The organism is Caballeronia sp. INML3B (assembly GCF_023631305.1).
Lineage (GTDB): Bacteria > Pseudomonadota > Gammaproteobacteria > Burkholderiales > Burkholderiaceae > Caballeronia > Caballeronia turbans.
On sequence record NZ_JALQDI010000002.1, the window covers coordinates 158,534 to 170,712 of the forward strand.

The following is a 12,179-nucleotide window of genomic DNA, read 5'->3' on the forward strand; positions in this document are numbered from 1 at the left end:
CGGCGCGCTTAGTCGCGCAATTCGTCTTCGTCGTCGCCTGCGTGGTGATGTTGCTGCGCGAGATTCGGCACGCGCCGCACGAGAAGAACGTGAATCTGCCGGGCGTCGCCGCGCAGGATCTCGAACGCGAAATCGTCGATGCGCACTTTCTCGCCGCGATGCGGCACGCGCCCGAAGCGATGCGTGACGAGACCGCCGATGGTATCGACCTCGTCGTCGGAGTAATCCGTGCCGAACTCCTCGTTGAACTGTTCGATGCCGGTCAGCGCGCGCACGCGATACTTGCCGTCAGGCGTCGCGATGATATTGCCGGCTTCTTCGTCGAAGTCGTATTCGTCCTCGATGTCGCCGACGATCTGCTCGAGCACGTCTTCGATCGTGATGAGACCCGCCACGCCGCCGTATTCGTCGACGACGATCGCGATGTGATTGCGGTTCACGCGAAAGTCGTGCAGCAGCACGTTCAGGCGCTTCGATTCGGGGATGAAGACGGCGGGGCGCAGCATGCCGCGCACGTCGAATTCCTCTTCCGCGTAGTAGCGCAGCAAGTCTTTCGCGAGCAGCACGCCGATGATGTTGTCCCGATTGCCCTCGTACACGGGATAGCGCGAATGCGCCTTGTCGAGCACGAACGGGATGAATTCGGCGGGCGTTTCCGAGATGTTGATGGCGTCCATCTGGGCGCGCGGAACCATGATGTCGCGCGCGCAGAGATCGGACACCTGAAAGACGCCTTCGATCATCGAGAGCGAATCGGCATCGAGCAGGTTGCGCTCGTGCGCATCCTGGAGCACTTCGAGAAGTTCGTCGCGCGATTCGGGCTCGTGCGAGATGAAATCGGTCAGCCGTTCGAGCAAAGAGCGCTTTTCCGGCGGTTTGTCGGTGTGGCGTCGACTGGGATAAGGTTCGTTCATAGCGGAGCGCCCGGGAGTTCCCGGGCGCGGGTTAGCGGAAGTTCAAGCATACACCAAGGAAAAACGGGGACTGCGTGGCGCAGTGCGCATGTCATGAGCCATGCTAGCCGATAAATATGCGAGGAGTATGTCCGGCGATGAGCGTTGTCCGAACGGACGACGCGCGGTAAAAAATCGTACGGATGCGAAAAGCACGCGCGTCATTAATTTCCTTGTGCCTGACAGCGTTTCAGGAGCGCTTCGAGGGCGCGATCCGGCATGCCGCTCTCGCGCAGCGCCTCGACGGTCCGGCTTACGTAATCCAGCGTCGTGCCATAGCGGCCGCTCGCACAGCCGAGCACGGTGCGCACGATCGGATCGGAGAGTTTGCCGGTATAGGAAGTCGCATCCCGGCGCATCACGAATGCCAGCGCCTCCACGCGCCGTCCGTCCGCGAGCGTGCAGGGCAGCCACGCGGGCCTATACGACGCCATCGCCATTTCGCGCCGCCACAATACCTGGAGATGCTCGATCGCATCGGCGCCCGCGAGCCTGAACGCCATGCCGGTGCACGAGCCGCCGCGATCCAGCGCCAGCACGAGGCCAGGCTGTTCCGGCGTGCCGCGATTCACGCGCGACCACAAATAAAGCCCGCGATGGTAGCCATGCACCTTGCCGCGCACGGCTTCGAGCGTCGGCAAGCCGGGGTTCCAGATCAGCGAGCCGTACCCGAACAGCCACAAATCCGACTTCCGGTCCCAGTGAGCGAGCGCCGGGTCGCGCGCCGCGGCCAGTTCCTCGTCCGTCAGCAGCGCGGATTCGCCGAGCGCGGGCGGATAGTCCGGGCAGGGCGCGGGCGTCGGATCGGCTTCGGAAGGTGCGGCTTGCGCGGGTTCGGGCGTCTTGTCGTTCACGGCGCTTTCAACACATCGAGGACATCGGACCGGCTTCAGGTCAAAGGCACGTAAGGATCGGAAAATCCCAGAGACTGCATGATATCCGTCTCAATGGATTCCATCTCTTGCGCTTCGCTTTCGACTTCATGGTCGTAGCCCTGCGCATGGAGCGTGCCGTGGACGATCAGATGCGCGTAGTGCGCGGCGAGCGGCTTGCCCTGTTCGTCGGCTTCGCGCTCGACGACGGGGCAGCACAGAATCAGATCGCCCGCGACGGGATCGTCCTCGGATTCCGCGTAGGCGAACGTGAGCACGTTCGTCGCGTAATCCTTCTGGCGATACGTGCGATTGAGCATCCGGCCTTCTTCCTCGTCGACGAAGCGCACGGTCAGCTCGGCGTCGGCGAAAAGCGAGCCCTTGATCCAGCGCGCGACCGTCGCGCGCGGCAAGATCGCCTTGTGCGACGGGTACGCTTTTGCGGCGGGGAACTGCATCGTCAATGTGAGGCGCGGCTTCATTCGGGCTTTTGCTGCGACTGCTGAGCGACGCGCGCGGCCTCGGCGAGCGCCGCATCTTTCTGCGATTGCGCGTCGTAAGCCTCGACGATGCGCGCGACGAGCGGATGCCGCACCACATCCGCCGACGTGAAGTGCGTGATCGCGATGCCGCGCACTTCCGAGAGCACGTGCTGCGCCTCGATCAGCCCGCTCTTGTGGCCGCGCGGCAGGTCGACCTGCGTGGTATCGCCGGTGACGACCGCCTTCGAGCCGAAGCCGATACGCGTGAGGAACATCTTCATCTGCTCGGGCGTAGTGTTCTGCGCCTCGTCGAGAATGATGAACGCGTGATTCAGCGTGCGCCCGCGCATGTACGCGAGCGGCGCGATCTCGATCATCTGACGTTCGAACATCTTCGCCGTCTTGTCGAAGCCGAGCAGATCGTAAAGCGCGTCATAGAGCGGACGCAGATACGGATCGACCTTCTGCGCGAGATCACCCGGCAGGAAGCCGAGCCGCTCGCCCGCCTCGACGGCCGGACGCGTCAGCACGATGCGCTTCACCTGATCGCGTTCGAGTGCATCGACCGCGCACGCGACCGCGAGATAAGTCTTGCCCGTGCCCGCCGGCCCGATGCCGAACGTCACGTCGTGCGCGATGATCTGCTTCAGATACTCGCGCTGCGCCGGCGTGCGGCCGCGCAGATCGGCCCGGCGCGTGTAGAGCTTCGGACCGTGGTCTTCGTCTTCGCCGAGGTCGATCGTCGCGCTCGGTTCATCGAACGGATGATCCGGATCGCCACGAAAACGCGGATCGATCTCGCCTTCTTCACCGTTGGCTTCGCGCGCATCCTTCGCGCGGCGCGTCGCATGGCTCGCCTCGACGAGCGCGAGTTGAATGTCGTCGACGGAAATCGGATCGCGCGCGCGGTTGTAGAAGTTCTCGAGCGCCGCGAGCGCGACTTTCGCGCCACGGCCGCGAATCGCGATCTTGTGGCCGCGACGCGAAAGCGTCACATCGAGCGCCTGCTCGATCTGCCGCAGGTTTTCGTCGAGCGGGCCGCAGAGGTTGGCGAGCCGCGCGTTGTCGTCGCGCGGCGCGGTGAATTCCAGATGCTGCGTAGGAGCGTTCTTCAAGATGAACCTGGGTTCCTTTCTTTAGTGCGTCAGCTCGGGCGCCATGACCAGTTCGCCGCGCAGCGAATGCGGATACGCATGCACGATCTTCACGTCGATCATCTGGCCGATCAAACGCGCGTGCGACTCGGCCGGCGCGGGGAAATTGACGACGCGGTTGTTCTGCGTGCGCCCGGCGAGTTCGTTCGGGTCCTTGCGCGCGGGCCGCTCGACCAGAATACGCTCGACCTTGCCGACCATCGACGCGCTGATGCGCTGCACGTTTTCCTCGATGGTCGCCTGCAGATGTTGCAGACGCTTCAGCTTCACTTCGCGCGGCGTGTCGTCATGGAGGTTCGCGGCCGGCGTGCCGGGGCGCGGACTGTAGATGAACGAAAAGCTCGTGTCATAGCTCATCTCGTCGACGAGGGCCATCATCTTGTTGAAATCGTCCTCGGTCTCTCCGGGGAAACCCACGATGAAGTCCGTCGATAGCGACAGATCCGGGCGGATCGCGCGGAGTTTGCGGATGACCGACTTGTACTCGAGCACGGAGTAGCCGCGCTTCATCGCCATCAGAATGCGATCCGAGCCGTGCTGCACCGGCAAATGCAGATGCGAGACGAGCTTCGGCACTTTCGCGTAAGTGTCGATGAGGCGCTGCGTGAATTCCTTCGGATGCGATGTGGTATAGCGAATGCGTTCGATGCCGGGCACATCCGCAACGTACTCGATGAGCGTCGCGAAATCCGCGATGTCGTGCGAGCCGAGCGTGAGCGCGCCGCGATAGGCGTTCACGTTCTGGCCGAGCAGCGTGACTTCGCGCACGCCCTGGTCGGCGAGGCCGGCGATTTCGGTGAGCACGTCGTCGAGCGGGCGGGAGACTTCCTCGCCGCGCGTGTAGGGCACGACGCAGTAGCTGCAGTACTTGCTGCAACCTTCCATGATCGACACGAACGCGCTCGGGCCGTCGACGCGTGCGGGCGGCAGATGATCGAACTTCTCGATTTCGGGGAACGTGATATCGACCTGCGCGCGGCCGGTAGCGCGGCGCTGATCGATCATCGCGGGCAGGCGATGCAGCGTCTGCGGGCCGAACACGAGATCGACATACGGCGCCCGCGCGACGATCGACGCGCCTTCCTGGCTCGCGACGCAACCGCCGACGCCGATCAGCAGATTCGGATTCGCTTCCTTCAGCTCGCGCACGCGGCCGAGATCGGAGAACACTTTCTCCTGGGCCTTCTCGCGCACCGAGCACGTGTTGAACAGGATGACGTCCGCGTCTTCGGGCGTGTCCGTCTTGACGAGTCCTTCCGCCGCGCCGAGCACGTCGACCATCTTGTCGGAGTCGTACTCGTTCATCTGGCAGCCGAAGGTCTTTACATAAACTTTCTTGGTCATGAATCGTCGCCGGTCGCAGTGGTTGATCTGGGGGCGCAGGTAAGAGGATTGAGGGAGTTTTCGCGGACTTCTACAGCCATCTGCCCGCTTTCTGCTGTAATTTAGCCCGATATTATAGCGCCGACGACCATTCCTGACGCGACGGGCGCCTGTCGGGCGGATACGCCAGATCGCCGAGCAGTTCGTGCGTCGTTTTCTCGAAACGCTCGACCAGAAAATCCAGCAGCACGCGCACGCGCGGCGCCATGTAGCGGTTCGCGTGGAAGAGGGCGTGAACGGCCGCCTCGTGCGTGCACCAGTCGGGCAACAACATCTTCAGCGTGCCGGCGCGCACGTCGGCGGCGATATCCCAGATCGATTTATGCGCGATGCCGTGGCCCGCGAGCGCCCACGCGCGGGTCATCGCGCCGTCGTTGGTTTCCCACGCGTCCGCGAGCGGAATCGTGTACGCGTAGCGCTCGTCGCCGCGCACGAAAGCGAGTTCGTTGAGCGGCCCGCCTGCCGTGACCACGACGACGAAATCGTGACCCACCAACTCCGCGGGCGTTGTGGGCTCGCCCTTGCGCGCGAGATAGTCGGGCGATGCGCACAGCACGCGTCGATTCGGCGCGAGCGCGCGGGCGGCCAGTCCGCTGTCCGGCGGCGCGCCGAAGCGAATCGCGAGATCGATCTCCTCCTGCAGCAGATTCGACACGGAGTCCGACAGCGTCAGCGCGAATCTCACGTCCGGATGCAGCGCGCTGAATTCGTCGATCCAGCCCCGCAGCATCGAGCGGCCGAAATTCGACGTCGCTGAAATGCGCACCTTGCCGCGCACGACGTTCTGGCCGGCTTGCAGCGCGGCTTCGGCGTCGTCGATTGCCTGCAGCGCGATCCGGCAGTGCTGCAGATACATGCGGCCTTCGTCGGTGACACGCAGCTGGCGCGTCGTGCGCTCGAAAAGCCGCGTGTGCAGCGCTTTTTCCAGCTTGATGAGCCGCGCGCTCGCTGCGGCCGGTGATAGTCCGATCTTGCGCCCCGCCGCCGACAGGCTGCCCGCCGCCGCCGCTTCAACGAAAAGGCGCATATCCCCGAGTCGATCCATCGTCATTTTCAAATCCGGTTTGATAATGATTCAAAGCGTAGACCCATTCTCAAAACAATGCATAGCTCGCACAATGCCGGCTAGCGTTAACCCTTGAGGAGCATCCACGTCATGCAACTCGACCACGTCAGCCTCGTCGCACCCGACTGCGATGCGTTCATGCGCTTTTTCGTCGATATCGCCGGTATGCGTGTCGGGCCGCGGCCGCCGTTCGGCGTCGGCGGTTACTGGCTCTATCTCGGCGCGCGGCCGGCGGTGCATCTGATTGCCTCGGGTGCCGCGGATTCGCGTCCCGCCGAGCGGCCAGGCGCGACGCGCATCGACCATCTGGCGCTGCGCATCGACGACAAGGCCGAGTGGCGTGCTTTGCTCGAACGTCTCGATTGCCACGGCTATGCCCACCAGTTCGCCGAAGTGCCGCTCGCCCGCGAGCTTCAGCTCTTCGTGCGGCTGGCGCCAGGTGTCGTCGTCGAATTCGTGACCGCTCAATTCTGATTCGGAGCCACCATGCCTCTCCCGCTTCTCGCGCTGGCGATCAGCGCTTTCGCCATCGGCACGACGGAGTTCGTCATCATGGGCCTGCTGCCCAACGTCGCGCACGATCTTTCCGTGTCGATTCCGTCGGCGGGCCTGCTCGTCACCGGCTACGCGCTCGGCGTCGCGGTCGGTGCGCCACTGCTCGCCGTGCTGACGAGCAAGCTGCCGCGCAAGCTTGCGCTGCAAGGGCTGATGCTCGTGTTCATCGTCGGCAACGTGCTGTGCGCGGTCGCGCCGGGCTATGGACTCTTGATGGCCGCGCGCGTCGTCACGTCGTTCGCACACGGCTCGTTCTTCGGCATCGGCGCGGTCGTGGCCGCGTCGCTCGTGCCGGCGGACAAGCGCGCGAGCGCCATCGCGCTGATGTTCACTGGCCTCACGCTCGCGAACGTGCTGGGCGTGCCGTTTGGGACGTTCATCGGCCAGGAACTGGGCTGGCGCGCGACGTTCTGGATCGTCGCGGGGCTGGGCGTGCTCTCCACACTCGGCGTGACCGCGCTCGTGCCGAATCGCCACGATGCCGCGCCGAGCGGACTCGCACGCGAAGTGCGCGTGCTGCGCGACGGCCAGGTCTGGCTCGCGCTCACGATGACCGTGCTCGGTTTCGGCGGCGTGTTCGTCGTGTTCACCTATATCGCGCCGATTCTCGAACAGGTCGGCGGTTTCTCGCCGCGCGCCGTCACGCTGATCCTGGTGTTGTTCGGCCTCGGTCTCACCATCGGCAATACGATCGGCGGCAAGCTCGCCGACCGCGCGCTGATGCCCTCGCTGATGGGCATTCTGTTCGCGCTCGCGATCGTCATGGCCGTGTTTGCAAAGACGAGCCACAGTCAGATCGGCGCGATCGTCACGATTTTCGTGTGGGGTATCGCGGCGTTCGCGACGGTGCCGCCGCTGCAGGCGCGCGTTGTCGAGAAGGCGAAGGATGCGCCGAATCTTGCATCGACGCTCAATATCGGCGCGTTCAACGTCGGCAATGCGGGCGGCGCGTGGCTCGGCGGCGCGGTGCTGACGCACGGTCACGGACTCGATGCGCTGCCGTGGGCCGCCGCGGCGGTCGCGCTCGCAGCCCTCGCGGTGACATGGTTCGCGGCGCGGCTGGACGCGCCGCGCGTTACATCCGAAGTAAAAGCAGCCGACGCTTGCTGAACGCTTATGATGTTGGCTCAACGTAATTCGAGCCAACATGATCGATCATCTCATCTGCGATTGCGACGGCGTGCTCGTCGATAGCGAAGTCATCGCGGATCGCGTGATGCTGGACGTCCTGACCGAGACGTTTCCCGGCATCGACTTCAAACCGGCCGTCAAGACGGCTTTCGGGCAGCAGACCTCGCGCTTCCTGACGCATCTGGAGACGAACTTCGGCATCGTGATGCCGCCGGATTTCGTCAACACGATCGAGGCGCGCGTCGCGGTGGAACTCGCGCGCTCGGTCGGACCGATCGCCGGCGTGCGCGCCGCGCTGGAAGGTTGCGGCTTGCCGGTCGCGGTTGTGTCGAACAGCCGTCTGGAGCGCGTGCGTGCCTCGGTGCGGCGCGCGGGTCTGGACGAAGTCGTGGGCGCGCGCGTATTCAGTGCGCAGCAGGTCGAGCGGCCGAAGCCTTACCCCGATGTCTACCTGCTCGCGGCGCGCACGCTCGATGTCGCGCCCGAGCGCTGCCTCGTCGTGGAAGACAGCGTCGCCGGACTCACGGCGGCGCGCGCGGCGGGCATGAAGACCATCGCGTTCGTCGGCGCGAGCCATATTCCGTCGGGCTACGCGCAGGTGCTGCGCGAAACCGGCATCACACGGATCATGGAGCACATGGACGAACTCCCCGCGCTGGTTGCCGCCGGCGTGCGAGGGGATTTCGGCGACGTGCTGTCCTGAGCGTCTTGCGACTCAGGCCGTTTCTTCGACGGTCTCACGCGCCGCTGCGAGCGCCGTGCGGAATTCGACGAGTTCCGCGATGGTCAGCATCGGCAGACTGTGTTCCTGTGCGAAGCGCGCCACTTGTTCGCCGCGCGTCATCGTGCCGTCCGGGTTCATCAGTTCACACAGCACGCCTGCGGGCTTGAGTCCCGCGAGAATCGCCAGATCGACGGTGCCTTCCGTGTGGCCGCGCCGCGCGAGCACACCGCCCGGCATCGCGCGCAGCGGGAAGACGTGGCCCGGCCGGACGATATCGCCCGGCTTCGCATGATCGGCGATGGCCGCGCGGATCGTCGTCACGCGATCCGCCGCCGATACGCCCGTGGTCACGCCTTCGCGCGCTTCGATCGACACCGTGAACGCGGTGCCGTAGCGGCTGCCATTGGCTGGGGCCATCGGCGCAAGCTCGAGCGCGCGCACTTTATCGTCGGGCAGGCAAAGGCACACGATGCCGCTGCACTCACGGATCAGAAGGGCCATGGTGGCGTCGGTGAGTTTCTCCGCGGCGACGATCAGATCGGCCTCGTTCTCGCGATCGTCATCGTCCTGCAGGACGACCGGGCGGCCTTCGCGCATGGCGTCGAGCGCAGCGGCAATGCGCGGCGGAACGTCGAAGGAAGCGAGTTGGGGAAGGTCGGCAAAGGCGTCGTCGGCGATGACGGCGGGTGCGGCGAACGAAAGGCTGGTAGCTTGGGTCTGGGACATGTGAAACGCTCTCGCGAGAAAATTAAGCGAAAAACGTTTCAGGGCATTGCAAACAGACAGAACGACACCCCGCGGCGACACGCCCGAAGGCGCGGCGTCGTCCGATTCGGCGCGACGCAAGGATCGCCAAGGGGAACGGACATGACCATCTGCACATCTTCTCTCATCCGGACTGTGACCGTCGGCTCTGGCGTTTCACCAGATCTGCTGACCCCGCGCACGTTGCCGGCGCGGGCGCTCGCGGGCTCGTGGTCTGGCCACGAGGCCTCGCCACTTACCGCCGGTGGGGAATTGCACCCCGCCCTGAAGACGTACTGAATACCGCCGAGCCAAAAGCTCGACAGGTTTTTTAGGATACAGCACGCCGCCGGTTTTTGCACCGCCGCATGGCGCCGCGTTCCGGAAAATGACATCGGCGGATCGGTACAGCTAGCTGTCGGCCCATGCCTTCGCCGCATTGACCGCGCGTTGCCATCCGGCGAGACAGGACGCGATCTCCGGTTGCGGCATCGACGGACTGAACCGGCGCTCCAGTTGCCATTGCGCCTTGAGTTCATCGACATCCTTCCAATAGCCGACCGCGAGCCCCGCGAGATAAGCCGCGCCGAGCGCCGTGGTTTCAGCGATGCGCGGCCGCGCGACATCGACGCCGAGGATGTCGGCCTGAAACTGCATCAGCAGATTGTTCGCGCAGGCGCCGCCATCGACGCGCAATTCGCCGATGCGCATGCCCGAGTCCGCTTCCATTGCTTTGAGCACGTCGAGGGATTGATACGCGATCGAATCGAGCGCCGCGCGCGCGATATGACTCGATGTCGTGCCGCGTGTGACGCCGAAGAGCGTGCCGCGTGCGCGCGCGTCCCAGTGCGGCGCGCCGAGCCCGGCGAACGCGGGGACGAGATAGACGCCATCGCTATGCGGCACGCCGCGCGCGAGCGTCTCGACTTCGCTTGCCTGGCGAATGAGGCCGAGCCCGTCGCGCAGCCATTGCACCACCGCGCCCGCGATGAAGATGCTGCCTTCAAGCGCGTAATTGACCTGATCGCCGATCTGCCAGGCGATTGTCGTGACGAGGTTATTGCGCGACTCGATCGGCTTGTCGCCCGTGTTCATGACGAGAAAGCAGCCGGTGCCGTACGTATTCTTCACCATGCCGGGATCCGTGCACATCTGTCCGAAGAGCGCGGCGTGCTGGTCGCCGGCAAGCGAGGCGAGCGGGACGTCCGCTGCGAACACCGTGCCTTGCGTGGTGGCATACACCTCGGACGATGTGCGCACTTCGGGCAGCATGTTGCGCGGTATGCCGAGCGCGTCGAGCAACTCGTCGTCCCAGCGTCGCTCGTGGATGTCGAAGAGCATGGTGCGCGATGCGTTCGTGATGTCCGTGACATGCAGGCCGTGCCGCGTGAAATTCCAGACGAGCCAGCTATCGACCGTGCCGAAGGCGAGCCGTCCTTGTTTCGCCTTGTCGCGGGCGCCCTCGACATTGTCGAGAATCCACCGGATTTTCGTCGCGGAGAAATACGCGTCGATGGGCAGGCCGGTCTTACTGCGCACCATGGCTTCGAGGCCGCGCGCCTTGAGCTCGTCGCAGAAGCCGGCCGTGCGACGGTCTTGCCAGACGATTGCGTTGTAGATCGGCTTGCCCGTCTCGCGGTCCCAGACGATCGTGGTCTCGCGCTGATTCGTAATGCCGACCGCCGCAATCGATGAGGCGCTTGCGCCGGCGCGCGTGACGGCTTCTGCGGCGACGCCGGCCTGCGTCGACCAGATCTCCTGCGGATCGTGCTCCACCCAGCCCGCTTCCGGATAAATCTGCTGGAATTCCTTCTGCGCCACGGACACGACGTTGCCGTTTCTGTCGAACAGCATGGCGCGCGAACTGGTCGTGCCCTGGTCGAGCGCGAGAATGTACTGATCCTGCATGGTCTTCTCCGAGTAGAGCTGACATCGACGCGTCGAGCCGTGACGCGATGTCCTTCTGCGCAATCTATCGGAGCGAGGCGCCGCGGACAACCTGGCCAAACGGCATAAGCCGCGTGACATGTCGCGCTCGAACGTCGATCGGCCTATGCCATTCGGCCGAGTGGCGCGGCAGTTCCGTTCGTCCGATACTGGCGTCACGAAATCGATCGAAGGTGAGCGCGATGCGAGTGCTGTGTGTTTCAGGCGTTTTGAGTGCGGCGTTGCTGGCGGGCTGCGTGGGAACACCCAATCTGGACGGAACGATGGGCGCGCCCTCGTTCAATGCGCTGCAGGGCATGTGCGGGACGTCGTCTCCGGTCGATTACGGGGCGGACGCGCAATCGGTTTATTCGGCCTTCTACGACGCCTATGTGGCCGAGCGGCGAGGCGGGCTGACGAGGGAGCGTTTTTGCGCTTTCCAGACGGCGATCGCGGAGCGTTATCGCATGTACCGGTCGAATCCCAGCCCTGAGGCGCAGAGCGCATGGGCGAGCTTCTTCCTGGATCAGCGAGCACAGGCACTGAGCTGGCGCGCCGCAGTCGACCCGACACTGCGTGCCGGCTGAATGATTTGATACGAGGGAGAGGCGGAGAGGGACGCGGCCGCGGGCCGCGCCCCGAGTCCTGCTACGCGTGCTACGAGTAACGCTTGAAAGCTTTGACGGTGGAATCGCCGGTGGCGGTGAGGCGCCATTGCTGGCGTCCTGATGCGAGATTTTCGAGTTGGACCAACTGACGTTCGAGCAGAGCGTCGAGTTCCTGGCGTTCCATGTCGACCTGATTGGGCGCTTCCTGTACCAGTAGCAGCGTGGCAAATTCGTGCGGACTCAGCATTGTGTGTTCTCCATGACGACCGAACGGCATAAGCAGCCGGCTTTGTAAGCCGGATCTTTTTGCTTCGAAACGTTGTACGGGGAAACTGAAAAACCGCCGGGCAAACGCGTGGAGTTTTGTATTGCGGATGCCGGGAATTGGGATTGTAGGCAAGCGTCTGACAAGTGCCAAATTCGCGTTGAAAATTTTGGCTTTGACTTTTTTTAGTCGAGGAAGCGGTCCATCGCTTACGGGAATTCGGAGATTCGACGTGAAGTTCGTGCGGCGGCGCACACAAACACGAGGGCGCCCAAGTACGCGCAAACGGGCGGACGTGCACTACGTATTCATGCGG

General features: G+C 64.2%; 13 protein-coding genes and 1 riboswitch. Of the genes, 4 read left to right on the top strand and 9 right to left on the bottom strand.

All coding sequences use genetic code 11. The features are described 5' to 3' along the window. Window positions 1-8 precede the first annotated feature (8 nt). The 6 genes from NCS58_RS03015 to NCS58_RS03040 form a co-directional block, all read right to left on the bottom strand. The gene (locus tag NCS58_RS03015) at window positions 9-914 is read right to left on the bottom strand and encodes an HlyC/CorC family transporter (protein ID WP_250537811.1); all 906 of its coding nucleotides are present in this window, start codon (window positions 912-914) and stop codon (window positions 9-11) included. 203 nt (window positions 915-1,117) lie between these two features. After that, complete coding sequence (locus NCS58_RS03020; RefSeq protein WP_250537812.1) at window positions 1,118-1,807, bottom strand: gamma-glutamylcyclotransferase; 690 nt, start codon at window positions 1,805-1,807, stop codon at window positions 1,118-1,120. Between the two features lie 35 nt (window positions 1,808-1,842). After that, complete coding sequence (gene ybeY, locus NCS58_RS03025) at window positions 1,843-2,307, bottom strand: rRNA maturation RNase YbeY (protein WP_250537813.1); 465 nt, start codon at window positions 2,305-2,307, stop codon at window positions 1,843-1,845. Next, window positions 2,304-3,422 (bottom strand): PhoH family protein, encoded by a 1,119-nt coding sequence (locus NCS58_RS03030; protein WP_061117751.1) that lies wholly within the window; start codon window positions 3,420-3,422, stop codon window positions 2,304-2,306. The genes ybeY and NCS58_RS03030 overlap by 4 nt, the downstream gene beginning before the upstream one ends. A 21-nt stretch (window positions 3,423-3,443) precedes the next feature. Further along, complete coding sequence (gene miaB / locus NCS58_RS03035; RefSeq protein ID WP_061117750.1) at window positions 3,444-4,805, bottom strand: tRNA (N6-isopentenyl adenosine(37)-C2)-methylthiotransferase MiaB; 1,362 nt, start codon at window positions 4,803-4,805, stop codon at window positions 3,444-3,446. 112 nt (window positions 4,806-4,917) lie between these two features. Continuing rightward, on the bottom strand, window positions 4,918-5,889 hold the full coding sequence (locus NCS58_RS03040; protein ID WP_250537841.1) for a LysR family transcriptional regulator: 972 nt from the start codon (window positions 5,887-5,889) through the stop codon (window positions 4,918-4,920). 111 nt (window positions 5,890-6,000) lie between these two features. On the opposite strand from NCS58_RS03040, the gene NCS58_RS03045 reads away from it, so the two are divergent. The 3 genes from NCS58_RS03045 to NCS58_RS03055 are packed head-to-tail and all read left to right on the top strand — an operon-like array spanning window position 6,001 to window position 8,299. Then, entirely contained in the window at window positions 6,001-6,384 is a 384-nt protein-coding gene (locus NCS58_RS03045; protein WP_250537814.1) for a VOC family protein, read from the top strand. Window positions 6,385-6,396: 12 nt separating this feature from the next. After that, window positions 6,397-7,575 carry an MFS transporter gene (locus tag NCS58_RS03050; RefSeq protein ID WP_250537815.1) on the top strand — a complete coding sequence of 393 codons (1,179 nt, stop codon included), beginning with the start codon at window positions 6,397-6,399 and terminating at the stop codon, window positions 7,573-7,575. 37 nt (window positions 7,576-7,612) lie between these two features. After that, complete coding sequence (locus NCS58_RS03055) at window positions 7,613-8,299, top strand: HAD family phosphatase (protein WP_061117747.1); 687 nt, start codon at window positions 7,613-7,615, stop codon at window positions 8,297-8,299. Between the two features lie 12 nt (window positions 8,300-8,311). On the opposite strand, the gene ribB is transcribed toward NCS58_RS03055, so the two are convergent. Both ribB and glpK read right to left on the bottom strand, forming a co-directional pair. Beyond that, window positions 8,312-9,046: a 3,4-dihydroxy-2-butanone-4-phosphate synthase gene (gene ribB / locus NCS58_RS03060; RefSeq protein ID WP_250537816.1), complete on the bottom strand. Its 735-nt coding sequence runs from the start codon at window positions 9,044-9,046 to the stop codon at window positions 8,312-8,314. A 151-nt stretch (window positions 9,047-9,197) separates the two neighbouring features. After that, a riboswitch (FMN riboswitch) is annotated at window positions 9,198-9,361 on the bottom strand. Between the two features lie 114 nt (window positions 9,362-9,475). Then, a complete protein-coding gene (glpK, locus tag NCS58_RS03065) occupies window positions 9,476-10,972 on the bottom strand; it encodes a glycerol kinase GlpK (RefSeq protein ID WP_250537817.1) in 1,497 nt (498 codons plus the stop codon). Between the two features lie 221 nt (window positions 10,973-11,193). Here glpK and NCS58_RS03070 point away from each other — a divergent pair, with 221 nt between their 5' ends. Then, window positions 11,194-11,577, top strand: a complete 384-nt coding sequence (locus tag NCS58_RS03070) for a hypothetical protein (protein ID WP_250476354.1) — start codon at window positions 11,194-11,196, stop codon at window positions 11,575-11,577. 70 nt (window positions 11,578-11,647) lie between these two features. Here the strand turns inward: NCS58_RS03070 and NCS58_RS03075 are convergent, their stop codons facing one another. Beyond that, window positions 11,648-11,845 carry a hypothetical protein gene (locus NCS58_RS03075; protein ID WP_035497782.1) on the bottom strand — a complete coding sequence of 66 codons (198 nt, stop codon included), beginning with the start codon at window positions 11,843-11,845 and terminating at the stop codon, window positions 11,648-11,650. Between the last annotated feature and the right edge of the window lie 334 nt (window positions 11,846-12,179).

What these genes read in the sequence shown, in the direction of transcription:
- NCS58_RS03070 (WP_250476354.1), top strand. Translation starts at nt 11,194, where the DNA reads ATGCGAGTGCTGTGTGTTTCAGGCGTTTTGAGTGCGGCGTTGCTGGCG.
- NCS58_RS03040 (WP_250537841.1), bottom strand. Translation starts at nt 5,889, where the DNA reads ATGGATCGACTCGGGGATATGCGCCTTTTCGTTGAAGCGGCGGCGGCG.
- ybeY (WP_250537813.1), bottom strand. Translation starts at nt 2,307, where the DNA reads ATGAAGCCGCGCCTCACATTGACGATGCAGTTCCCCGCCGCAAAAGCG.
- NCS58_RS03050 (WP_250537815.1), top strand. Translation starts at nt 6,397, where the DNA reads ATGCCTCTCCCGCTTCTCGCGCTGGCGATCAGCGCTTTCGCCATCGGC.
- ribB (WP_250537816.1), bottom strand. Translation starts at nt 9,046, where the DNA reads ATGTCCCAGACCCAAGCTACCAGCCTTTCGTTCGCCGCACCCGCCGTC.
- miaB (WP_061117750.1), bottom strand. Translation starts at nt 4,805, where the DNA reads ATGACCAAGAAAGTTTATGTAAAGACCTTCGGCTGCCAGATGAACGAG.
- NCS58_RS03045 (WP_250537814.1), top strand. Translation starts at nt 6,001, where the DNA reads ATGCAACTCGACCACGTCAGCCTCGTCGCACCCGACTGCGATGCGTTC.
- glpK (WP_250537817.1), bottom strand. Translation starts at nt 10,972, where the DNA reads ATGCAGGATCAGTACATTCTCGCGCTCGACCAGGGCACGACCAGTTCG.
- NCS58_RS03015 (WP_250537811.1), bottom strand. Translation starts at nt 914, where the DNA reads ATGAACGAACCTTATCCCAGTCGACGCCACACCGACAAACCGCCGGAA.
- NCS58_RS03055 (WP_061117747.1), top strand. Translation starts at nt 7,613, where the DNA reads ATGATCGATCATCTCATCTGCGATTGCGACGGCGTGCTCGTCGATAGC.
- NCS58_RS03075 (WP_035497782.1), bottom strand. Translation starts at nt 11,845, where the DNA reads ATGCTGAGTCCGCACGAATTTGCCACGCTGCTACTGGTACAGGAAGCG.